Raw genomic sequence first — 23,530 nt, 5'->3', positions numbered from 1 at the left:
CGTTTCTCCTATTACCAGCTCGCCTTGGTCAGGCCAGGAATCTCGCCGCGGAAAGCGATTTCACGAATCTTGTTACGCGCGAGGCCGAACTTGCGGAACGTGCCACGCGGACGGCCCGTGATCGCGCAGCGGTTACGCTTGCGGGTCGGGTTCGAGTTGCGGGGCAGTTGTTGCAGTTCCAGACGAGCGGCATAACGCTCTTCGTCCGACTTGCTCGCGTCATCAATGACCGCCTTCAGTGCCGCACGCTTCGGTGCGAACTTAGCTGCCAGGCGGGCACGCTTCTTTTCACGTTCGATCAGTGCCAGTTTAGCCACGGTAACCTCAGTTTCTGAACGGGAACTTGAAGCTGGCGAGCAGTGCCTTCGCTTCGTCGTCGGTCTTCGCGGTCGTCGTGATGCTGATGTTCAGCCCACGCAGCGCGTCGATCTTGTCGTAATCGATTTCGGGGAAAATGATCTGCTCTTTCACACCGATGTTGTAGTTGCCACGGCCGTCGAACGCACGACCCGACACGCCGCGGAAGTCGCGCACGCGGGGCAGGGCGACCGTCACGAAACGATCGAGGAATTCGTACATCGCGCGACCACGCAGCGTCACCATCGCACCGATCGGATAACCCTCACGGATCTTGAAGCCGGCGATTGCCTTGCGGGACTTCGTCACGACGGGCTTCTGGCCCGCGATCTTGGTCAGGTCGCCGACGGCGTGCTCGATGATCTTCTTGTCAGCGACGGCTTCGCCAAGACCCATGTTCAGGGTGATCTTGGTGATGCGCGGCACTTCCATGATCGACTTGTAGCCGAACTTCTCGATCAGGCCAGGAACAACCTTCTCTTTGTAAAACTCTTGAAAACGTGCCATTTCTATACTCCGCGTCAGGCCAGCACGGCACCGGTCGTCTTCAGGAAGCGAACCTTCTTGCCTTCCTCGACCTTGATGCCAACACGCGAAGCCTTGCCGTTCGCGTCGACCAGTGCGACGTTCGAAATATGCAGCGGCATCGCCTTCGCTTCCACGCCACCCGTCGTGCCCTTCATCGGGTTCGGCTTCACATGCTTCTTGACGAGGTTGATACCTTCGACGGTCACATGTTCGGCACCGACGGCCAGCACGACACCGCGCTTGCCCTTGTCCTTGCCGGTGATGACGACAATTTCGTCACCCTTGCGAATCTTGTTCATCGCGACTCCTTACAGCACTTCCGGCGCCAGCGAAACGATCTTCATGAATCGTTCGCTACGCAGCTCACGCGTGACCGGCCCGAAAATGCGGGTGCCGATCGGCTCGAGCTTGTTGTTCAAAAGCACAGCGGCGTTGCCGTCGAACTTGATCAGCGAACCGTCTTGACGACGCACGCCCTTGGCGGTGCGAACCACCACGGCGTTGTAGATTTCGCCTTTCTTCACGCGCCCGCGCGGCGTTGCTTCCTTGACGCTCACCTTGATGATGTCGCCAATGCTGGCATAACGACGCTTCGAGCCGCCGAGCACCTTGATGCACATGACTTCACGCGCACCCGTGTTGTCGGCCACTTCAAGCCGAGATTCGGTCTGGATCATGGTTTATCTTTCCCAACTTAATCCGGATGCACCACCATGGCACATACGGTCAGTCTTGGTCCCGTCAGCCAACCGGCTGCTTGGGTTTGAACAGCAGCGACGGCAAACGAAACCCGCCATCGCAAATCGGTGAATCATCAGGCCGACAGAACGCCAGCCCGCTTCCCCCACCGTGACTTCGCCCGCGACGGGGCTCCCATAAAGAGGGAAGACCGGGATTATAACGCATAATCCCGGCCACGCAAGCAAAACTTTGCGATTTCAAGTACTTCCACTGCTGGGGCCTTGCGGCCTCCGCGCTTAGATCACGCGGGCTGCCTCGATGAGGCGCGACACCGTCCAGGCCTTCGTCTTCGACAGCGGACGGGTTTCCTGGATCTCGACGAGGTCACCCTCGTTGTAGGTGTTCGCTTCGTCGTGCGCGTGGTACTTCTTCGAACGCACCACGTACTTGCCGTAGATCGGATGCTTGACGCGGTTCTCGATCAGCACCGTGACGGTCTTGTCCATCTTGTTGCTGACGACCCGACCGACGAGCGTCCGCTTGAGCGAGGTTTTTACGCTATCGTTCATTTCTGGTTCGCCTTCTGAGTCAGGACGGTCCGCACACGAGCGATGTCGCGACGCACCTTCTTCAGCTGGCTCGTGTTCGTGAGCTGCTGGGTCGCGAGTTGCATGCGCAGGCCGAATTGCGCCTTCAGCAGGTCCGACAGCTCCTTGTTGAGCGCGGCCTGGTCCTTCTGGAGAAGTTCGGAAGCCTTCATGTTTTCTCCTTAGGCGCCGAGCTGACGAACGATGAACGCCGTCTTCAGCGGCAGCTTCGCTGCGGCCAGACGGAACGCTTCGCGTGCCAGTTCTTCGGTGACGCCATCCATTTCGTACAACATCTTGCCCGGCTGAATCTCGGCGACGTAGTACTCGGGGTTGCCCTTACCGTTACCCATCCGCACTTCGGCCGGCTTCTGCGAAATCGGCTTGTCCGGGAAGATACGGATCCAGATCCGGCCGCCACGCTTGATGTGACGCGTCATGGCACGACGTGCCGCTTCGATCTGACGTGCGGTCAAACGGCCGCGACCGATAGCCTTCAGGCCGTACTCACCGAACGACACGGCGTTGCCGCGCGTGGCGATGCCGGTGTTGCGACCCTTCTGCTCTTTACGATACTTCCTGCGTTTCGGTTGCAGCATCGTTATTCTCCAGTCTTGCCGTCTTCCGGCTTGCCTGCAGCGCGACGCGGAGCGCCACGACGGGCACCCGGACCACCGCCTTCACCGTCACGGCGCGGACGACGATCGCCCGGGCGCGCGTTGCGGCGCGGACGCTTGTCTTCCGTCACTTCCTCGACCACCGGCGCGTCGTTGCGGCCCAGCGTGTCGCCCTTGTACACCCACACCTTGACGCCGATGATGCCGTAGGTCGTCTTCGCTTCCGAGGTCGCGTAGTCGATGTCGGCGCGCAGCGTGTGCAGGGGCACACGGCCTTCGCGGTACCACTCGGTACGTGCGATTTCGATGCCGTTCAGACGGCCCGCGCTCATGATCTTGATGCCCTGGGCACCCAGACGCATCGCGTTCTGCATCGCACGCTTCATCGCGCGGCGGAACATGATCCGGCGCTCGAGCTGCTGCGTGATCGAATCGGCGATCAGTTGCGCATCGGTTTCCGGCTTGCGGATCTCTTCGATGTTGACGTGAACCGGCACGCCCATGCGGCGTTGCAGTTCCGTCTTCAGCAGTTCGATATCCTCACCCTTCTTGCCGATGACGACGCCCGGACGCGAGCTGTAAATCGTGATCCGTGCGTTCTTCGCCGGACGCTCGATGACGACGCGGCCGACCGAAGCGTTCTTCAGCTTCTTCTTCAGATACTCACGAACACCGATGTCTTCCTGCAACATCGCCGCGAAATTGTTGTTGTTCGCGTACCAACGCGACGCCCAATTGCGGCTGACGGCCAAACGGAAGCCAGTCGGATGAATTTTCTGTCCCATCGTGTGACCCCTTAATTCCCGACCGTCACAGTGATGTGACAGGATTGCTTCTCGATGCGGTTACCGCGGCCCTTGGCGCGCGCGGTGAATCGCTTGAGCGAGGCAGCCTTGTCGACGAAGATGCTCTTGATCTTGAGCTCGTCGATATCGGCGCCTTCGTTGTGCTCCGCATTCGCGATAGCCGACAACACCACCTTCTTCACGATGCCGGCGGCCTTCTTCGGCGAGAACGTCAGGACGTTCAGCGCCTTGTCGACCGGCAAACCGCGGATCTGGTCAGCCACCAGGCGCGTCTTCTGCGCCGAGATGCGGGCACCGCGATGAATTGCTTTCACTTCCATCTTGATTGCCCCTTATTTCTTGGCCTTCTTGTCGGCCGCGTGACCCTTGAACGTACGGGTCAGTGCGAACTCGCCAAGCTTGTGGCCGACCATGTTTTCCGAGATGTACACCGGAACGTGTTGACGGCCGTTGTGGACGGCGATCGTCAGGCCGATGAAATCCGGCAGGATCGTCGAACGACGCGACCAGGTCTTGATCGGCTTCTTGTCACGCGAAGCTGCAGCCGCCTCAACTTTCTTCAGCAAATGGGCGTCGCAGAACGGACCTTTTTTAACAGAACGTGCCATTGCCTACTCCTTAGCGCTTATGACGGCGCTGGACGATCATCGTCGTCGTGCGCTTGTTGCTACGCGTACGGAAGCCCTTCGCCGGCGTGCCCCACGGGCTCACCGGATCGCGACCTGCCGCGGTCTTGCCTTCACCACCACCGTGCGGGTGATCGATCGGGTTCATCGCGACGCCACGAACCGTCGGGCGGATACCGCGCCAGCGGTTGGCACCGGCCTTGCCGATCTGGCGGAGGCTGTGCTCTTCGTTGCCCACTTCGCCGATCGTCGCGCGGCATTCGATATGCACGCGGCGGATTTCACCCGAACGCAGACGGACCTGCGCGTAGACGCCTTCACGAGCGAGCAGCATGGCCGAGGTACCGGCCGAGCGCGCCATCTGCGCACCCTTGCCCGGCAGCATCTCGACGCAATGGATCGTCGTACCGACCGGGATGTTGCGGATCGGCAGCGTGTTGCCTGCACGGATCGGCGCTTCCGAGCCCGACATCAGTTGCTGGCCGACCACCACGCCCTTCGGCGCGATGATGTAGCGACGCTCGCCGTCCGCGTACAGCACCAGCGCGATGTTCGCGCTGCGGTTCGGGTCGTACTCGAGGCGCTCGACCTTCGCTGCGATGCCGTCCTTGTTGCGACGGAAATCGACGATGCGGTAGTGCTGCTTGTGACCACCGCCCTTGTGGCGCGTGGTGATGTGGCCGTTGTTGTTACGGCCGGCGGTCGAGCTCTGCGTGTCGAGCAGCGCCGCGAACGGCTTGCCCTTGTGCAGATCCTTGTTGACCACCTTGACCATCGCGCGGCGACCCGGCGAAGTCGGCTTAACTTTCACGATTGCCATGATTACTTGGCCTCCGCTTCGAAGTTGATTTCCTGGCCGGGCTTCAGGCACACGTATGCCTTCTTCACGTCCTTGCGGCGGCCCATCGAACGGCCGAAGCGCTTTTGCTTGCCCTTCTGAACCAGCACGTTGACGGAATCAACTTCCACCTTGAACAGCAGCTCGACAGCCGCCTTCACTTCCTGCTTCGTGGCATCCGGTGCGACTTCGAACACGACTTGCTCGTTCTTGTCGGCAACCAGCGTCGCCTTTTCCGAGACCACCGGCGCGAGCAGGACCTGCATCAAACGATGATCGTTCTTGCGAATCTCGCTCATGACAGCAACTCCTCGATCTGGGCGACCGCAGCCTTCGTGACCAGGATCTTCTTGAAGTAGATCAGCGACAGCGGGTCGGCGTAACGCGGCTCGACAACTGCCACATTCGGCAGGTTGCGCGACGCGAGGTACAGGTTTTCATCGACCGTGTCGGTGATGACGAGCACGGACTCGAGGCCCATGGCCTTGAACTTCTCGGCTAGCAGCTTGGTCTTCGGAGCTTCGAGCGTCAGGTCTTCGACGACCGACAGACGGCCTTCGCGAGCCAACTGCGAGAAGATCGAGCAGAGACCTGCGCGATGCATCTTCTTGTTGACCTTGTGCGAGAAGTTTTCTTCGGGCGAGTTCGGGAAGATCCGACCACCGCCGCGCCACAGCGGGCTCGACGACATACCGGCACGGGCGCGGCCCGTACCCTTCTGGCGCCACGGCTTCTTGGTCGTGTGCTTGACCTGCTCGCGATCCTTCTGAGCGCGGTTGCCCTGGCGAGCGTTCGCCTGGTACGCAACGACGATCTGGTGGATCAGCGCTTCGTTGTAGTCACGGCCGAACACGACGTCCGACGCGTTGACGACAGCACCTTCCTGACCATTAGCATTCAGGAGCTTGAGTTCCATTATTTCGCCCCCTTGGTCTTGACGGCCGGCGTCACGAAGACCTTGCCGCCCTTCGCGCCCGGAATGGCGCCCTTGACGAGCAGCAGCTTGCGCTCTGCGTCGATACGCGCGATTTCGAGGTTCTGAACCGTCACCGTGACGTCACCCATGTGGCCCGTCATGCGCTTGCCCGGGAACACACGACCCGGATCCTGCGCCATACCGATCGAGCCCGGCACGTTGTGCGAGCGCGAGTTACCGTGCGTGGCGCGGCCCGAGCTGAAGTTGTAACGCTTGATCGTACCGGCGTAGCCCTTACCGATCGACACGCCTTGCACGTCGACCTTCTGGCCTACTTCGAAGAGATCGGGACCGACGATGGCGCCGTTCGACAGCTCGGCTGCCTTCGTCGCATCGATGCGGAATTCCTTGAGGACTTCACCGGCTTCGACACCGGCTTTGGCGAGATGACCTGCCAGCGGCTTCGTCACGCGCGAGGCGCGGCGCGAGCCGAATGCAACCTGAACGGCCGTGTAGCCGTCGGTTTCAACAGTCTTGATCTGCGTCACGCGGTTGTCCGACACGTCCAGCACGGTGACGGGAATCGAATCCCCATCCGCCGTGAAAATACGGGTCATGCCAACCTTGCGACCTACGAGTCCAAGGCTCATCGTTTTCTCCATTCCCAACTGCGATTGGTCGGGGCTAATTTACAAAACGCCGCGGCCACCAAGACGGCGGGCACGTCGGCTTTTACGCAAATACGCGAAAAGCCTTGCATTATAGCGAGGCCCTTCGTTTTCCGCAAGCAATCAATGACTTAGCGCGACCGGTAGCGACCGACCCCGTGGAAAGCCTTACTGCAGCTTGATTTCGACGTCGACGCCGGCCGGCAGATCGAGCTTCATCAGCGCGTCGACCGTCTTGTCGGTCGGATCGACGATGTCCATCAGGCGCTGGTGCGTACGGATTTCGAGCTGGTCGCGCGAGGTCTTGTTGACGTGCGGCGAGCGCAGGATGTCGAAACGCTGAATGCGCGTCGGCAGCGGCACCGGGCCACGGACGATTGCACCCGTCCGCTTCGCCGTGTCGACGATCTCGGCGGCCGACTGGTCGATCAGGCGATAGTCGAATGCCTTCAGGCGAATGCGGATTTTTTGCTTTTGCATGACGATTCCTTGAAAAGAGCGAGGCGATGTTGCATCGCCGGATCAATAAAAGAACATGGGATCGGGCACCCGTTGAGCACGGGCACCCGATCCCGGGTGCTGAACCGCAGATGATACACCAGCTACAGCTCGATGATGCTCGATATTAGTCGAGGATCTTTGCGACGACGCCGGCGCCGACGGTACGGCCGCCTTCGCGGATCGCGAAGCGCAGACCTTCTTCCATCGCGATCGGAGCGATCAGCTTCACCGTGATCGACACGTTGTCGCCCGGCATGACCATTTCCTTGTCCTTCGGCAGCTCGATCGAGCCCGTCACGTCCGTCGTACGGAAGTAGAACTGCGGACGGTAGTTGTTGAAGAACGGCGTGTGGCGGCCGCCTTCGTCCTTGCTCAGCACGTACACCTCAGCCGTGAAGTGCGTGTGCGGCTTGATCGAACCCGGCTTCGCCAGAACCTGACCACGCTCCACGTCTTCACGCTTCGTGCCGCGCAGCAGGATACCGACGTTGTCGCCAGCCTGGCCTTGATCCAGCAGCTTGCGGAACATTTCCACGCCCGTGCAGGTCGTCTTCACCGTCGGCTTGATACCGACGATTTCGAGTTCCTCGCCAACCTTCACGATGCCGCGCTCGATACGACCCGTCACCACCGTGCCGCGACCCGAGATCGAGAACACGTCTTCCACCGGCATCAGGAACATACCGTCGACCGCGCGCTCCGGCGTCGGGATGTACGAGTCCAGCGCGTCGGCCAGGCTCATGATCGCCGTCTCGCCCAGCTCGCCCTTGTCGCCTTCCAGCGCCAGCTTGGCCGAACCCTTGATGATCGGCGTGTCGTCGCCCGGGAAGTCGTACTTCGACAGCAGCTCGCGAACTTCCATCTCGACCAGCTCGAGCAGTTCAGCGTCGTCCACCATGTCGCACTTGTTCAGGAACACGATGATGTACGGAACGCCAACCTGACGCGCCAGCAGGATGTGCTCACGCGTTTGCGGCATCGGGCCGTCGGCTGCCGAGCAGACCAGGATCGCGCCGTCCATCTGCGCGGCACCCGTGATCATGTTCTTCACGTAGTCGGCGTGGCCCGGGCAATCGACGTGTGCGTAGTGGCGGTTCGCCGTTTCGTACTCGATGTGCGCGGTGTTGATCGTGATGCCACGTGCCTTTTCTTCCGGCGCCGCGTCGATTTCGTCGTACTTCTTCGCTTCGCCGCCGAACTTCGACGACAGAACCGTTGCGATCGCCGCCGTCAGCGTCGTCTTGCCGTGGTCAACGTGACCGATCGTGCCGACGTTGACGTGCGGCTTGGTCCGTTCGAACTTCTCTTTTGCCATGATTCTCTTCTTTCAAAAATGATGAACGTTTGGGGGAGACGACTTACTTCGACTTCGCGCTGATGATCGCTTCGGCGACGTTACGCGGAGCTTCGGCGTAGTGCTTGAACTCCATCGTGTACGTGGCGCGACCCTGGGTCAGCGAACGCAGCGACGTCGAGTAGCCGAACATTTCCGACAGCGGCACTTCGGCGCGGACGATCTTGCCGCCGCCGACCATGTCTTCCATGCCCTGGACGATACCGCGACGGCCCGACAGGTCGCCCATCACGTTGCCCATGTAGTCTTCCGGCGTTTCGACTTCCACTGCCATCATCGGTTCGAGCACGACCGGACTGGCGCGGCGCATCGCTTCCTTGAACGCCATCGAGCCGGCCATGCGGAACGCGTTTTCGTTCGAGTCCACGTCGTGGTACGAACCGAACGTCAGGTGGACCTTCACGTCGACGACCGGGAAGCCCGCCAGCACGCCGCTCTTCAGCGTGTCCTGGATGCCCTTGTCGACGGCCGGGATGTATTCGCGCGGAATCACGCCACCCTTGATCTCGTCGAGGAACTCGTAGCCCTTGCCCTGCTCGTTCGGCTCGAGCGTGATGACCGCATGGCCGTACTGGCCGCGACCACCCGACTGCTTGACGAACTTGCCGTCGACATCCTTCGCCGTCGAACGGATCGTCTCGCGGTACGCAACCTGCGGCTTGCCGACGGTTGCCTCGACGCCGAATTCACGCTTCATCCGGTCGACCAGAATTTCGAGGTGGAGCTCGCCCATGCCCGAAATGATGGTCTGGCCCGATTCCTCGTCCGTTTGGACGCGGAACGACGGATCTTCCTGCGCGAGACGGTTCAGCGCCAGACCCATCTTTTCCTGGTCGGGCTTCGTCTTCGGCTCGACGGCCTGCGAGATCACCGGCTCCGGGAACACCATGCGTTCCAGGATGATCGGGCTCGCCGGGTCGCACAGCGTATCGCCCGTGGTCGCGTCCTTCAGGCCGACCGCGGCGGCGATGTCGCCGGCGCGCACTTCCTTAATTTCCTCGCGCTGGTTCGCGTGCATCTGCAGAATCCGGCCCAGGCGTTCCTTCTTGCCCTTGGTCGAGTTCAGCAGCGTGTCGCCCGAATTGACGACGCCCGAGTACACGCGGAAGAAGATCAGCTGGCCGACGAACGGGTCGGTCATGATCTTGAACGCCAGCGACGAGAACTTTTCCTCGTCCGACGCGCGGCGCTCCACCTTCTCGCCGCTGTCGAGCTCGCCCGTGACCGGCGGAATGTCGACCGGCGACGGCAGGAAGTCGATCACGGCGTCGAGCATGCGCTGCACGCCCTTGTTCTTGAACGCGGTACCGCACAGCATCGGCTGGATTTCGCAGGCGATCGTACGGTCGCGCAGCGCCTTGACGATGTCGGCTTCCGGCAGATCACCGTCTTCCAGGTACTTGTTCATCAGGTCTTCGTTGGCTTCCGCGGCCGCCTCGACCATCTTTTCGCGCCATTCCTGGCAGGTCTCGGCGAGTTCGGCCGGGATGTCGACGTAGTCGAACTTCGTGCCCTGGGACGCTTCGTCCCAAATGATCGCCTTCATCTTCAGCAGGTCGACCACGCCCTTGAAGTTTTCTTCCGAGCCGATCGGCACCACCACCGGCACCGGGTTCGCCTTCAGGCGCAGACGCAGCTGGTCGTAGACCTTGAAGAAGTTCGCGCCGGTGCGGTCCATCTTGTTGACGAACGCGAGACGCGGCACCTTGTACTTGTTCGCCTGACGCCAGACGGTTTCCGACTGCGGCTGAACGCCACCCACCGCGCAGTACACCATGCACGCGCCGTCGAGCACGCGCATCGAACGCTCCACTTCGATCGTGAAGTCGACGTGGCCCGGGGTGTCGATGATGTTGATGCGGTGCTCGGGATAGTTGCCGCCCATGCCCTTCCAGAACGCGGTCGTAGCAGCGGACGTGATCGTGATGCCACGCTCCTGCTCCTGCTCCATCCAGTCCATCGTGGCGGCGCCGTCGTGAACTTCACCGATCTTGTGGTTCACGCCGGTATAAAACAGAATGCGCTCGGTCGTCGTCGTCTTGCCGGCGTCGATGTGGGCGCTAATACCGATATTGCGGTAGCGCTCGATAGGAGTCTTGCGAGCCACTTTGATCCTCTATGGGTTAACGCGACGCAAGGTCGCGTCACGCCTCAACACAAACGGGCGAGGCGCTCGAAACAAGCGCACCCGCCCGGATTTTTACCGCTTGAGCCTCGCTCGCGCTTAGAAGCGGAAATGCGAGAACGCGCGGTTGGCTTCCGCCATCCGGTGAACTTCGTCGCGCTTCTTCATCGCGCCGCCGCGGCCTTCGGCCGCTTCGGAGAGTTCACCTGCGAGGCGCAGGGCCATCGACTTTTCGCTACGCTTCTTCGCGGCCTCACGCAGCCAGCGCATCGCCAATGCCATACGACGCGACGGGCGCACTTCGACCGGAACCTGATAGTTCGCACCACCAACGCGACGGCTCTTCACTTCGACCACCGGCTTCACGTTGTTCAGCGCGACCGTGAACACTTCCAGCGGGTCCTTGCCACCCTTGGTCTGGATCTGTTCGAAAGCGCCATAAACGATGCGTTCCGCGACCGACTTCTTGCCGGACAGCATCAGCATGTTCATGAATTTTGCAACATCAACGTTACCGAACTTCGGATCCGGCAACACTTCCCGCTTGGGGACTTCGCGACGACGCGGCATGTTTCTTCCTTTACCTTTTCAGTTGGAGCTGAGCTTCAGCTCCGCGGCCACCAACAAACCCGATTCATCTCGTTTCGACTAACCAGCTTGGCCGGGTGACCACTTACTCGACAGCACCGGCTATCCGGCACCACCGCATTAATCGCCATCAGGCGATCACCTTTCCGGGACTGCTTACTTCGCAGCCTTCGCACGCTTCGCGCCGTACTTCGAGCGCGCTTGCTTACGGTCCTTGACGCCCTGCGTATCCAGCGAGCCGCGAACCATGTGGTAACGCACACCCGGCAAGTCCTTCACACGGCCGCCGCGGATCAGCACAACCGAGTGTTCCTGCAGGTTGTGGCCTTCACCGCCGATGTACGAAATCACTTCGAAGCCGTTCGTCAGACGAACCTTGGCGACCTTACGGAGTGCCGAGTTCGGCTTCTTCGGCGTCGTCGTGTACACGCGAGTGCACACGCCGCGACGCTGGGGGCAGTTCTGCAGGGCCGGGCTCTTGCTCTTGGTCGTTTCCGACTCACGGCCTTTGCGAACCAGTTGGTTGATGGTTGGCATTGTGTATTCCTGAAGATGACAAAAACCGGCACACAGACGTCGGGCAAAGCGACGCCGGCATGCCTGTGACGATCCGAAACCGTGAGATTCGCCCGCAGCCGGTGCTTGACATCGGCTCGCGAGTTTACCTACCGAGAATCGGAACCCGGCATCATAATCCAAAAATCTCAAGCGAGTCAACAGCTTGCGTGTTCGGCTCGCGTAGGAATAAGTGACGAATCGGTGACGGCCGGCGGCGGCAAGTGCGCTGCTGCCGGCCCGGGACCGGCCGCCGGCGCGGCTCAGGGCGCTTCGACGACCTCGAGGAGCTCGTCGCCGAAGCGGTCGAGCTTGCGCGCGCCGATGCCGGGGATGTGGCGCAGGTCGTCGATCGATTCGGGCGCGTTGCGCGCGATCTCGGCCAGCGTGGCGTCGTGGAAGATCACGTAGGCGGGCACGCCGTCGCTCTTGGCCGTCTCGGCGCGCCAGGCGCGCAGCCGCTCCCAGCAGGCGCGCTCGCGGGCCGACATGCCGGCCGTCGGATCGGCCCGCGCGCCGCTGCGCGTGGACGATTGCCGCGAGCTCTTCGGCTTCACGTAGCGGCGCAGCGTGACCGTCTCCTCGCCCTTGAGCACCGGCTTGCTCGCCGCGGTCAGCACCAGCGCGCCGAAGCCGCCGTGATCGACGGCCAGGTAGCCGAACGCCACGAGCTGGCGGAAGATCGCGCGCCATTCGGGCTCGGACAGCTCGGCACCGATCCCGAACGTGCTCAGCGTGTCGTGGCCGCGCTGCTGGACCTTCTCGGTCTTCGCGCCGCGCAGGATCTCGATCAGGTGGCTCGCGCCGAAGTTGAAGCCGCTCGCGCGCTGCGCGCGGAACACGCACGACAGCGCCATCTGCGCCTCGCGCGTGGCGTCCCAGGTGTCGGGCGGCTCGAGGCAGGTGTCGCAGTTGCCGCACGGCTGGCTGGTCTCGCCGAAATAGCCGAGCAGGCGCACGCGGCGGCAGGAGGCGGTTTCGCACAGGCCGAGCAGCGCGTCGAGCTTGCCGGTCTGCACGCGCTTGTGCGCGTCGTCGGCATCGGACTCGTCGATCATCTTGCGCTGCTGCACCACGTCGCCGAGGCCGTAGGCCATCCACGCGTTGGCCGGCAGGCCGTCGCGGCCCGCGCGGCCGGTTTCCTGGTAGTAGCCCTCGACGCTCTTGGGCAGGTCGAGGTGGGCCACGAAGCGCACGTCGGGCTTGTCGATACCCATCCCGAACGCGATCGTCGCGCACATCACGATCCCTTCCTCGCGTTGGAACATCTCCTGATGGCGCTGGCGGATCTCGAACTCCATCCCGGCGTGATAGGGCAGCGCGCGCACGCCCTGGGTCTTGAGCCACTCGGCCGTTTCCTCGACCTTGCGGCGCGACAGGCAGTAGACGACGCCGGCGTCGGTCGTGCCGTCGGCGTTGGTGTGCTCGGCGCGAATGAAATCGAGCAGCTGCGAGCGCGCGTTGTCCTTCTCGACGATCCGGTAGCGGATGTTCGGCCGGTCGAAGCTCGACACGAACACGCGCGCGTCGTCGAGCGCCAGGCGCTGGATGATCTCGTCGCGCGTGATCGCGTCGGCGGTGGCCGTCAGCGCGACGCGCGGCACATACGGAAAGCGCTCGTGCAAGACCGACAGCTGGATGTATTCGGGGCGGAAGTCGTGCCCCCATTGCGACACGCAGTGCGCCTCGTCGATCGCGAACAGCCCGATGCGCGTGCGCTCGAGCAGGTCGAGGAAGCGCGGCGTCATGAGCCGCTCGGGCGCCACGTAGAGCAGGTCGAGCTCGCCCTCGCGCAGCGCGCGCTCGGTGGCGGCCGCCTCGGCGCCGGACAGCGTCGAGTTCAGGTACGCGGCGCGCACGCCGACCTCGGTCAGCGCGGCGACCTGGTCCTGCATCAGCGCGATCAGCGGCGACACGACGATGCCGGCGCCCTGCCCCGCCTCGTGCCGAACCAGCGCCGGGATCTGGTAGCAGAGCGACTTGCCGCCGCCGGTGGGCATCAGCACCAGGCAGTCGCCGCCCGCCGCGACGTGTTCGACGATCTCGCCCTGTTGGCCGCGAAAGGCCGGATAACCGAAAACTTCGTTCAGGATTTCGAGCGCGCGCGACATGAGGCAAGGAGACCGGATGGAAAATCAAGGCAGCATTCTACAGACAGACGGCGCCCCACCCTCACGATCGTTCGCAGGTTGGCCATCCGGCCCGGTCGGCACGGCGCGCGAGGCCGCCTGTATCGCGCTCGAGAGGCGCGCCGCCGGCGAACCGCCGGAACCGCCGTGGCCGTCAGCAGGCCGCGCGGCCAGGCCGATCGCGATCGCGTGCCGGACGCCGTCGACGTCGATCGTGACGTGATTCTGGAAGCCCGACACATGGCCGACCACCGACACGCAGAGCGTGTCGTCGCCGTCGACGACGACATCGGCCAGGTCGTTGTCCGCGCTCAGGAACGGCGCGCGGCGGTCCATCAGGCCGCCCAGCGTGGAGCGGTCGATGAAGCGCCCGGACAGGTAGTAGTCGTAGCGCGGCGGCGCCGCGGCGCCGCCTTCGCGGCGGACCACGTAGATCATCAGGCCGGGGCGCAGCACGCGCGTGTAGACGATATCGTCGCCCGACACCCAGTGATGGCGCAGATACCACCAGCCCGGCAGCGCGAGCACCGCCAGCGACAGACAGAGAACGAGACCGGTGATGCCGATCCAGCGGTTGACCTCGACCACGTTGCGCATGGGATGCCCTCTCGTCGTTACCGTCCGGCCTAGGCACGATCGCGAGGAAAGAACCGCTCCGGCGGAAGACCGGTACGAACGCGCCGGCCTGAAAATCGATGAAATCAGCCGCCGACCTTAGCATTCGCCCCATCTCGAAACAACGGAGCCTCGCGCGAAAATCCCGCAACATTCATCATTTTCGAGATCCTCGGCCGCCACGATCGCGCGACGAACATCATCGCGATCGCGCGCTCCCGGCGCCGGCGCGAGCAGCGAGACCGCGTCGGCGACGGACAAAAAAAAACCGCCCGGTCGAAACCGGGCGGTTCTTGAAGCACGGGACGGCAAGCGGCTGGCGCCGCTGCCGCTTATTCCGCGCTCGGGTGCTGTTGCGATTCGACCGCGTCGGTCGGATCGGCGGCCGCCGGGGTTTCCGGAATGCCGAACTCGAACGCTTCTTCCTGTGCGATCTGGTCGAAACGCTCGCGATCCGAGACCTCCTTGTTCCGGCGCGCCTTGTGGAACGCCAGACCGGTACCGGCCGGGATCAGACGGCCGACGATCACGTTTTCCTTCAGGCCGCGCAGGTCGTCGCGCTTGCCCATGATCGCCGCTTCCGTCAGCACGCGCGTCGTTTCCTGGAACGATGCCGCCGAGATGAACGAATCCGTCGACAGCGACGCCTTCGTGATACCCAGCAGGATGTTCTCGTAGGTCGCCGGACGCTTGTCTTCCGCGATCATGCGATCGTTTTCGTCAAGCATGTCCGAACGCTCGACCTGCTCGCCCGGGATGAAGCGCGTGTCGCCGTTGTCGGTGATCTGAACCCGACGCAGCATCTGGCGAACGATCACCTCGATGTGCTTGTCGTTGATCTTCACGCCCTGCAGGCGGTACACGTCCTGCACTTCGTCGACGATGTAGCGCGACAGCGCCTCGATACCCTGCAGACGCAGGATGTCGTGCGGATCGGCCGGACCGTCCACGATCATTTCGCCCTTGTTGACGACCTGGGCGTCGTGGACCAGCACCTGCTTTTCCTTCGCGATCAGGAACTCGTGCTGGTTGCCCTCGAGATCCGTGATGACGAGACGCTGCTTGCCCTTCGTGTCCTTGCCGAACGAGGTGGTGCCGGTGACTTCCGCCAGAATGCCGGCGTCCTTCGGCGAACGCGCTTCGAACAGTTCCGCCACCCGCGGCAGACCGCCGGTAATGTCACGCGTCTTCTGCGCTTCGGTCGGGATCCGTGCCAGCACTTCACCGACCTGCACCTGCTGGCCGTCCTTCACGGTGATCAGCGCGCCGACCTGGAAGCCGATCTGCACCGAGTGCTCGGTGTTCGGGATCTTCACTTCCTCGCCGTTCGCGTCGAGCAGCTTCACCTGCGGACGCACGCTCTTCGAAGCCTGCGAACCGCGGCGCTTCACGTCGATCACGACGAGCGTCGAGAGGCCCGTCACGTCGTCGATCTGCTTGGCCACCGTCACGCCTTCCTCGACGTTCTCGAACTTCACCGTACCGCCGTACTCGGTGATGATCGGGCGCGTCAGCGGATCCCACGTGGCCAGTTGCGTGCCGGCCTTGATGGTGTCGCCGTCGAGCTGCAGCAGCGTCGCGCCATACGGGATCTTGTGACGTTCGCGCTCGCGGCCGATGTCGTCGGTGATCATCGCCTCGCCCGAACGCGAGATGACGATCTGCTCGCCCTTCGCGTTCGTCACGTAGCGCATGGTCGCCGTGAAGCGCACCACACCGTTGCTCTTCGCCTCGACCGACGAAGCGACCGCCGCACGCGATGCCGCGCCGCCGATGTGGAAGGTCCGCATCGTCAGCTGCGTACCCGGCTCGCCGATCGACTGCGCCGCGATCACACCGACCGCTTCGCCGACGTTCACGAGCGAGCCGCGGCCCAGGTCGCGGCCATAGCAGGCCGCGCAGAGGCCGTAGCGCGTTTCGCAGGTGAGCGCCGTGCGCACGCGCACTTCGTCGATGCCGAGGCGTTCGATTTCCTCGACCGCCGTCTCGTCGAGCAGCGTGCCCGATTCGTACAGCGTTTCCTGCGTTTCCGGGTTGACCACGTCGGCCACCGCGACGCGGCCGAGAATCCGGTCGCGCAGCGCTTCGACCACTTCACCGCCTTCGACCAGCGCCTTCATCGCCACGCCGTTCGAGGTGCCGCAATCGTCCTCGACCACCACCAGATCCTGCGTGACGTCGACCAGGCGACGCGTCAGGTAACCGGAGTTCGCCGTCTTCAGTGCCGTATCAGCCAGACCCTTACGTGCGCCGTGGGTCGAGATGAAGTACTGCAACACGTTCAGGCCTTCGCGGAAGTTCGCCGTGATCGGCGTCTCGATGATCGAGCCGTCCGGCTTCGCCATCAGGCCGCGCATCCCGGCCAGCTGACGGATCTGGACCGCCGAACCGCGCGCGCCCGAGTCGGCCATCATGTAGATCGAGTTGAACGATTCCTGGCGCGTCGCATTGCCGTCGCGGTCCGTCACCGGCTCCGTCGACAGCTGCTCCATCATCGCCTTGCCGACCGCTTCCGAGGTCGCCGACCAGATGTCGACCACGTTGTTGTAGCGTTCCTGCGCGGTGACGAGACCCGACATGTACTGGCGGTCGTACTCCTTCACCTTCTTCGCGGCGTCGCCGACGATCACTTCCTTCTGCGGCGGCACCAGCATGTCGTCGACGCAGATCGAGATGCCGGCGCGCGTCGCGAGCCGGAAGCCCGACTGCATCAGCTGGTCGGCGAACACGACCGTCGCGCGCAGGCCGCACTTGCGGAACGCGGTGTTGATCAGGCGCGAGATCTCCTTCTTCTTCAGCGGCTTGTTCAGCACCGAGAACGGCAGGCCGGCCGGCAGGATTTCCGACAGGATCGCGCGGCCGACGGTGGTCGCGTACAGCGAGATCTTCGGCACGAACTGCGGCGCGCCTTCCGACTTGTCCTCGTTGTGGACCATTTCGGTGATCCGCACGTTGACGCGCGAGGCCAGCTCGACTTCCTTGTTCTCGTAGGCGCGCAGGACTTCCGACACGCCCGTGAACGACATGCCCTCGCCCTTGCCGTTGACGGCTTCGCGCGTGGCGTAGTACAGGCCCAGCACGATATCCTGCGACGGCACGATCGACGGATCGCCGTTGGCCGGGAACAGCACGTTGTTCGAGGCCAGCATCAGCGTGCGCGCTTCCATCTGCGCTTCGAGCGACAGCGGCACGTGGACGGCCATCTGGTCACCGTCGAAGTCGGCGTTGAACGCCGCGCAGACGAGCGGGTGCAGCTGGATCGCCTTGCCTTCGATCAGGACCGGTTCGAACGCCTGGATGCCCAGACGGTGCAGCGTCGGCGCACGGTTCAGCATCACCGGGTGCTCGCGGATCACCTCTTCGAGGATGTCCCACACCACCGGCGTCTGGTTCTCGACTTCCTTCTTCGCGGCCTTGATGGTCGTCGCGACGCCCATCACTTCCAGCTTGTTGAAGATGAACGGCTTGAACAGCTCGAGCGCCATCAGCTTCGGCAGGCCGCACTGGTGCAGCTTCAGCGTCGGGCCGACCACGATGACCGAACGGCCCGAGTAGTCGACGCGCTTGCCCAGCAGGTTCTGACGGAACCGGCCGCCCTTGCCCTTGATCATGTCGGCGAGCGACTTCAGCGGACGCTTGTTGGCGCCCGTCATCGCCTTGCCGCGACGACCGTTGTCGAGCAGCGAATCGACCGCTTCCTGCAGCATGCGCTTTTCGTTGCGCACGATGATCTCCGGCGCCTTCAGCTCGAGCAGACGCTTCAGACGGTTGTTCCGGTTGATCACGCGGCGATACAGGTCGTTCAGGTCCGAGGTCGCGAAACGGCCGCCGTCGAGCGGCACCAGCGGGCGCAGTTCCGGCGGCAGCACCGGCAGCACTTCGAGGATCATCCACTCGGGCTTGATGCCCGAGCGCTGGAATGCCTCGAGGACCTTCAGGCGCTTCGCGTACTTCTTGATCTTCGCTTCCGAGCCGGTGTTCTTCAGCTCGGTGCGCAGCGTCTCGACCTGTTCGTCGATGTTGATCGCGCGCAGCAGCTCGCGCACGCCTTCCGCGCCCATCTCGGCGCGGAATTCGTCACCGTATTCCTCGACCTTGTTGTAGTAATCCTCCTCGGTCATGATCTGCCGCGCCTTCAGCGGCGTCATGCCCGGTTCGATCACCACGTAGGCTTCGAAGTACAGCACGCGTTCGATGTCGCGCAGCGTCATGTCGAGCACCATGCCCAGACGCGACGGCAGCGACTTCAGGAACCAGATGTGCGCGACGGGCGAGGCCAGCTCGATGTGGCCCATGCGCTCGCGACGCACCTTGGCGAGCGTCACTTCGACGCCGCACTTCTCGCAGATCACGCCGCGGTGCTTGAGGCGCTTGTATTTGCCGCACAGGCACTCGTAATCCTTGATCGGCCCGAAGATCTTCGCGCAGAACAGACCATCCCGCTCCGGCTTGAAGGTGCGGTAGTTGATCGTTTCCGGCTTCTTGACCTCGCCGAACGACCACGAACGGATCTTGTCCGGCGAAGCCAGACCGATCTTGATCGCGTCGAAGACTTCTTCCTGTTGGACTTGCTTGAATAGATCGAGCAGAGCTTTCATTGCTTTCTCTCCGTAGTCCGATTAGTTGCGGTCGAGGTCGATGTCGATACCGAGCGAGCGGATTTCCTTCACCAGCACGTTGAAGGATTCCGGCATGCCCGCGTCGATCACGTGGTCGCCCTTGACGAGGTTCTCGTACACCTTGGTCCGGCCGTTCACGTCGTCCGACTTCACCGTCAGCATTTCCTGCAGCACATACGATGCGCCATATGCCTCGAGCGCCCACACTTCCATTTCCCCGAAACGCTGGCCGCCGAACTGCGCCTTACCACCCAGCGGCTGCTGCGTGACGAGCGAGTACGGGCCGGTCGAACGCGCGTGCATCTTGTCGTCGACCAGGTGGTGCAGCTTCAGGTAGTGCATGTAGCCGACCGTCACGGTCCGCTCGAACGCTTCGCCGGTGCGGCCGTCGTACAGGCGAACCTGATTCTTCGACGGCGTCATGCCGAGCTGCTGCGCGATCTCGTCCGGGAACGCCAGGTCGAGCATCTTCGACATTTCTTCTTCGGTCGCACCGTCGAACACCGGCGTCGCGAACGGCACGCCTTCGCGCAGGTTGCGCGCGAGTTCGAGGATTTCGTCGTCGCTGAAGCTGTCCAGATCTTCCGCGCGGCCCGACTCGTTGTAGATCTTGGTCAGGAACACGCGCAGTTCCTCGATCTTGGTCTGGCGCTGCAGCATTTCGCCGATCCGCCAGCCGAGACCCTTCGCGGCCCAGCCCAGATGCACTTCGAGCACTTGACCCACGTTCATCCGCGACGGCACGCCGAGCGGGTTCAGCACGACGTCGGCCGGACGGCCGTCGGCCATGTACGGCATGTCTTCGACCGGAACGATTTTCGACACGACACCCTTGTTACCGTGGCGACCCGCCATCTTGTCGCCAGGCTGCAGGCGACGCTTGACCGCGAGGTACACCTTGACCATCTTCAGCACGCCCGGCGGCAGTTCATCGCCCTGCGTGAGCTTCTTGCGCTTCTCTTCGAACGCGAGGTCGAACTGGTGGCGCTTCTCTTCGATCGAGTTCTTGATCGCTTCGAGCTGGGCCGCCGCTTCCTCGTCGGCCAGACGGATGTCGAACCAGTGGTAGTGGTCGAGATCCGACAGGTAGGCCTGGTCGATCTTGGTGCCCTTGGCGAGCTTCTTCGGACCGCCGTTGGCGACCTTGCCGTCGAGCATCCGCGCGAGACGCTGGAACGCGTCGCCTTCCACGATGCGCAGCTGGTCGTTCAGGTCGAGGCGATAGCGCTTCAGTTCATCGTCGATGATCTGTTGCGCGCGCTTGTCACGCACGATGCCTTCACGCGTGAACACCTGCACGTCGATCACGGTGCCGCTCATGCCCGACGGCACGCGCAGCGAGGTGTCCTTCACGTCCGAGGCCTTCTCGCCGAAGATCGCGCGCAGCAGCTTCTCTTCCGGCGTCAGCTGGGTTTCGCCCTTCGGCGTGACCTTGCCGACCATCACGTCGCCCGCTTCGACTTCGGCGCCGATGTAGACGATGCCCGATTCGTCGAGACGACCCAGCTGGACTTCCGCCAGGTTCGAGATGTCGCGCGTGATTTCTTCCGGCCCGAGCTTCGTGTCGCGAGCGACCACGTTCAGCTCTTCGATGTGGATCGACGTGTAGCGATCGTCGGCCACCACCTTCTCCGAGATCAGGATCGAATCCTCGAAGTTGTAGCCGTTCCACGGCATGAACGCGATCAGCATGTTCTGGCCGAGCGCGAGCTCGCCCAGGTCCGTCGAGGCGCCGTCGGCCAGCACGTCGCCGCGCGAGACCTTGTCGCCCATCTTCACGATCGGACGCTGGTTGATGTTCGTGTTCTGGTTCGAACGCGTGTACTTGATCAGGTTGTAGATGTCGACGCCGACCTCACCGGCCACGGCTTCGTCATCGTTCACGCGAATCACGATACGGCCCGCGTCGACGTAGTCGACCACGCCGCCACGCTCCGCCTGCACCGTGGTGCCCGAGTCGACCGCGCAGGTGCGCTCGATGCCGGTACCGACGACCGGCTTTTCCGGACGCAGGCAAGGCACGGCCTGACGCTGCATGTTCGAGCCCATCAACGCGCGGTTCGCGTCATCGTGCTCGAGGAACGGGATCAGCGAGGCAGCCACCGAGACGATCTGCGACGGCGCCACGTCCATGTACTGGATGCGGTCCGGCGTGACCATCATGGTTTCGCCGGCTTCGCGCGCCGACACCAGTTCGTCGGTCAGCTCGCCCGAGGCTTCGTCCACCGACGCGTTCGCCTGTGCGATCACGTAGCGGCCTTCCTCGATCGCCGACAGGTAGTCGATCTGGTCGGTCACCTTGCTGTCCGTGACCTTGCGGTACGGCGTCTCGAGGAAGCCGTACTCGTTCAGGTGCGCGTACAGCGCCAGCGAATTGATCAGGCCGATGTTCGGACCTTCCGGCGTCTCGATCGGGCACACGCGGCCATAGTGGGTCGGATGCACGTCGCGGACTTCGAAGCCCGCGCGCTCGCGCGTCAGACCGCCCGGCCCGAGTGCGGAAACGCGACGCTTGTGCGTGATTTCCGACAGCGGGTTGGTCTGGTCCATGAACTGCGAGAGCTGCGACGAACCGAAGAACTCGCGGATCGCCGACGAAATCGGCTTCGAGTTGATCAGGTCGTGCGGCATCAGGTTTTCGCTCTCGGCCTGGCCGAGGCGCTCCTTCACCGCGCGCTCGACACGCACCAGGCCGGCGCGGAACTGGTTCTCCGCCAGCTCGCCGACGCAACGCACGCGACGGTTGCCGAGGTGATCGATGTCGTCCACTTCGCCCTTGCCGTTGCGCAGCTCGACGAGGATCTTGATGGTGGCGAGGATGTCGTCGTCCTGCAGCGTCATCGGGCCGACGATCTCGTCACGGCTCACGCGGCGGTTGAACTTCATGCGGCCGACCTTCGACAGGTCGTAGGCGTCTTCGCTGTAGAACAGGCGGTTGAACAGCGCCTCGACGGCTTCTTCCGTCGGCGGCTCGCCCGGACGCATCATGCGGTAGATCGCGATGCGCGCGGCCGTCTTGTCGGCCGTTTCGTCGACGCGCAGCGTCGAGGAGATGTACGGACCCTGGTCCAGATCGTTCGTGTAGATCGTCTGGATGTCCTTGATCTTCGCGTCGCGCAGCTTGTCGAGCACGCTTTCCGTGACCTCGTCGTTCGCGTTCGCGATCACTTCGCCGGTGTCGCCGTCGACGACGTTCTTCGCCAGCACGCGGCCGAGCAGATAGTCTTCCGGCACCGAGATGAACTTCGTCTTCGCGGCTTCGAGATCGCGGATGTGCTTCGCGTTGATCCGCTTGTCCTTCTGGACGATGACCTTGCCATCACGATCGGTGATGTCGAAGCGCGCGACTTCGCCACGCAGGCGCTCGGGCACGAATTCCATCTGTGCGCCTTCGTCCATCAGCGTGAAGTTGTCGAACACGAAGAAGTTCGCGAGGATCTGTTCCGGCGTCAGGCCGATCGCCTTCAGCAGGATCGTGACCGGCATCTTGCGGCGACGGTCGACGCGGAAGTACAGCACGTCCTTCGGATCGAATTCGAAGTCGAGCCACGAGCCGCGGTAGGGAATGATCCGTGCCGAGAACAGCAGCTTGCCGGAGCTGTGGGTCTTGCCCTTGTCGTGCTCGAAGAACACGCCCGGCGAACGGTGGAGCTGCGACACGATCACGCGCTCGGTACCGTTGATGACGAACGAGCCGGTCGGCGTCATGAGCGGAATTTCGCCCATGTACACTTCCTGCTCCTTCACTTCCTTGACGACCGGCTTGCTCGGCGATTCCTTGTCGAGCAGCACCAGACGCACCTTGGCGCGCAGGGCGGAGCAATAGGTAAGGCCCCGCTGCTGGCATTCCTTGATGTTGAATGCCGGCGACGACAACGCATAGCTCACGAATTCGAGGCGAGCAAAACCGTTGTGCGAGACGATCGGGAACACGGAGGTGAAGGCGGCTTGCAAGCCTTCGGACTTACGTTGCGCTGCCGACACTTCAGCTTGCAGAAACGTGCTGAATGATTCAAGCTGAGTGGCTAGCAGGAAAGGAACTTGGTGAACGATGGAGCGCTTCGCGAAACTCTTGCGAATACGCTTCTTCTCGGTGAAGGAATATTGCATACGATCTCCGAATCACGACGGGCGCTATCGAGGCGGGATACCTGGACGTGTCAAACCCGAGTGTTCACCGACTGAGACTCGATGGCCGTGCGGCGGCTCGAGCCGAGAAGCTTGGTGGTTGGCCGCTACCAACCGCTGGCTGACGGCAGCGGATGCCTGTGTTGCCCGCTACCCGACCAAACTTGCCTTCTGCAGTCGCTTCAGAAGACAAAGAGAATCGCCTGTCGCCGTTACCACACCGCGAGGCGTTTTTCTTTGGCTTCTGGGGCCCTCCATCTTGACACGTTTATTGAGTGTCAAAACAGCGTCC

General features: G+C 62.9%; 23 protein-coding genes. All 23 read right to left on the bottom strand.

Features of this window, described 5'->3' with window-relative positions:
- Positions 1-11 precede the first annotated feature (11 nt).
- The gene (rpsN, locus tag BpN12_RS15920; RefSeq protein ID WP_012734365.1) at positions 12-317 is read right to left on the bottom strand and encodes a 30S ribosomal protein S14; all 306 of its coding nucleotides are present in this window, start codon (positions 315-317) and stop codon (positions 12-14) included.
- Between the two features lie 7 nt (positions 318-324).
- Positions 325-864 carry a 50S ribosomal protein L5 gene (gene rplE, locus BpN12_RS15915; RefSeq protein WP_246796502.1) on the bottom strand — a complete coding sequence of 180 codons (540 nt, stop codon included), beginning with the start codon at positions 862-864 and terminating at the stop codon, positions 325-327.
- Between the two features lie 14 nt (positions 865-878).
- The gene (rplX, locus tag BpN12_RS15910; protein ID WP_198250534.1) at positions 879-1,184 is read right to left on the bottom strand and encodes a 50S ribosomal protein L24; all 306 of its coding nucleotides are present in this window, start codon (positions 1,182-1,184) and stop codon (positions 879-881) included.
- Positions 1,185-1,193: 9 nt separating this feature from the next.
- Positions 1,194-1,562 (bottom strand): 50S ribosomal protein L14, encoded by a 369-nt coding sequence (rplN, locus tag BpN12_RS15905; RefSeq protein ID WP_004197951.1) that lies wholly within the window; start codon positions 1,560-1,562, stop codon positions 1,194-1,196.
- A gap of 300 nt (positions 1,563-1,862) precedes the next feature.
- Positions 1,863-2,135 (bottom strand): 30S ribosomal protein S17, encoded by a 273-nt coding sequence (rpsQ, locus tag BpN12_RS15900; protein WP_012734362.1) that lies wholly within the window; start codon positions 2,133-2,135, stop codon positions 1,863-1,865.
- The gene (gene rpmC, locus BpN12_RS15895; RefSeq protein WP_004199856.1) at positions 2,132-2,326 is read right to left on the bottom strand and encodes a 50S ribosomal protein L29; all 195 of its coding nucleotides are present in this window, start codon (positions 2,324-2,326) and stop codon (positions 2,132-2,134) included. The genes rpsQ and rpmC overlap by 4 nt, the downstream gene beginning before the upstream one ends.
- Positions 2,327-2,335: 9 nt before the next feature.
- Complete coding sequence (gene rplP, locus BpN12_RS15890) at positions 2,336-2,752, bottom strand: 50S ribosomal protein L16 (RefSeq protein ID WP_012734361.1); 417 nt, start codon at positions 2,750-2,752, stop codon at positions 2,336-2,338.
- A gap of 2 nt (positions 2,753-2,754) precedes the next feature.
- Positions 2,755-3,555 carry a 30S ribosomal protein S3 gene (gene rpsC, locus BpN12_RS15885; RefSeq protein WP_012734360.1) on the bottom strand — a complete coding sequence of 267 codons (801 nt, stop codon included), beginning with the start codon at positions 3,553-3,555 and terminating at the stop codon, positions 2,755-2,757.
- Positions 3,556-3,566: 11 nt separating this feature from the next.
- Positions 3,567-3,896 carry a 50S ribosomal protein L22 gene (rplV, locus tag BpN12_RS15880; RefSeq protein WP_114175686.1) on the bottom strand — a complete coding sequence of 110 codons (330 nt, stop codon included), beginning with the start codon at positions 3,894-3,896 and terminating at the stop codon, positions 3,567-3,569.
- Between the two features lie 12 nt (positions 3,897-3,908).
- Positions 3,909-4,184, bottom strand: a complete 276-nt coding sequence (gene rpsS, locus BpN12_RS15875) for a 30S ribosomal protein S19 (RefSeq protein WP_004199273.1) — start codon at positions 4,182-4,184, stop codon at positions 3,909-3,911.
- A gap of 10 nt (positions 4,185-4,194) precedes the next feature.
- Positions 4,195-5,022: a 50S ribosomal protein L2 gene (gene rplB, locus BpN12_RS15870; protein ID WP_246797923.1), complete on the bottom strand. Its 828-nt coding sequence runs from the start codon at positions 5,020-5,022 to the stop codon at positions 4,195-4,197.
- A 2-nt stretch (positions 5,023-5,024) separates the two neighbouring features.
- Positions 5,025-5,339 (bottom strand): 50S ribosomal protein L23, encoded by a 315-nt coding sequence (gene rplW, locus BpN12_RS15865; protein WP_012734358.1) that lies wholly within the window; start codon positions 5,337-5,339, stop codon positions 5,025-5,027.
- Positions 5,336-5,956 (bottom strand): 50S ribosomal protein L4, encoded by a 621-nt coding sequence (gene rplD, locus BpN12_RS15860; RefSeq protein ID WP_012734357.1) that lies wholly within the window; start codon positions 5,954-5,956, stop codon positions 5,336-5,338. The genes rplW and rplD overlap by 4 nt, the downstream gene beginning before the upstream one ends.
- Positions 5,956-6,606: a 50S ribosomal protein L3 gene (rplC, locus tag BpN12_RS15855; protein ID WP_042626365.1), complete on the bottom strand. Its 651-nt coding sequence runs from the start codon at positions 6,604-6,606 to the stop codon at positions 5,956-5,958. The genes rplD and rplC overlap by 1 nt, the downstream gene beginning before the upstream one ends.
- Positions 6,607-6,792: 186 nt before the next feature.
- Positions 6,793-7,104 (bottom strand): 30S ribosomal protein S10, encoded by a 312-nt coding sequence (rpsJ, locus tag BpN12_RS15850; RefSeq protein WP_012734355.1) that lies wholly within the window; start codon positions 7,102-7,104, stop codon positions 6,793-6,795.
- Positions 7,105-7,249: 145 nt separating this feature from the next.
- The gene (gene tuf, locus BpN12_RS15845) at positions 7,250-8,440 is read right to left on the bottom strand and encodes an elongation factor Tu (RefSeq protein ID WP_246796495.1); all 1,191 of its coding nucleotides are present in this window, start codon (positions 8,438-8,440) and stop codon (positions 7,250-7,252) included.
- A gap of 43 nt (positions 8,441-8,483) precedes the next feature.
- A complete protein-coding gene (fusA, locus tag BpN12_RS15840) occupies positions 8,484-10,586 on the bottom strand; it encodes an elongation factor G (protein ID WP_246796501.1) in 2,103 nt (700 codons plus the stop codon).
- Between the two features lie 117 nt (positions 10,587-10,703).
- Positions 10,704-11,174 (bottom strand): 30S ribosomal protein S7, encoded by a 471-nt coding sequence (gene rpsG / locus BpN12_RS15835; RefSeq protein ID WP_006477195.1) that lies wholly within the window; start codon positions 11,172-11,174, stop codon positions 10,704-10,706.
- A 174-nt stretch (positions 11,175-11,348) separates the two neighbouring features.
- Complete coding sequence (rpsL, locus tag BpN12_RS15830; RefSeq protein WP_012734353.1) at positions 11,349-11,729, bottom strand: 30S ribosomal protein S12; 381 nt, start codon at positions 11,727-11,729, stop codon at positions 11,349-11,351.
- Between the two features lie 281 nt (positions 11,730-12,010).
- Positions 12,011-13,858: a DNA helicase RecQ gene (recQ, locus tag BpN12_RS15825; protein ID WP_246796500.1), complete on the bottom strand. Its 1,848-nt coding sequence runs from the start codon at positions 13,856-13,858 to the stop codon at positions 12,011-12,013.
- 24 nt (positions 13,859-13,882) lie between these two features.
- Positions 13,883-14,473, bottom strand: a complete 591-nt coding sequence (locus BpN12_RS15820; RefSeq protein ID WP_246796499.1) for a hypothetical protein — start codon at positions 14,471-14,473, stop codon at positions 13,883-13,885.
- A 350-nt stretch (positions 14,474-14,823) separates the two neighbouring features.
- On the bottom strand, positions 14,824-19,089 hold the full coding sequence (gene rpoC / locus BpN12_RS15815) for a DNA-directed RNA polymerase subunit beta' (protein ID WP_246796498.1): 4,266 nt from the start codon (positions 19,087-19,089) through the stop codon (positions 14,824-14,826).
- Between the two features lie 21 nt (positions 19,090-19,110).
- Positions 19,111-23,220 (bottom strand): DNA-directed RNA polymerase subunit beta, encoded by a 4,110-nt coding sequence (gene rpoB / locus BpN12_RS15810; protein WP_246796497.1) that lies wholly within the window; start codon positions 23,218-23,220, stop codon positions 19,111-19,113.
- Positions 23,221-23,530 lie beyond the last annotated feature (310 nt).

It is taken from the genome of Burkholderia perseverans (assembly GCF_022870505.1).
GTDB lineage: Bacteria > Pseudomonadota > Gammaproteobacteria > Burkholderiales > Burkholderiaceae > Burkholderia > Burkholderia plantarii.
The sequence above is the reverse complement of the archived record's forward strand: the minus strand, read 5'-3'. Positions and strand labels throughout refer to the sequence as shown.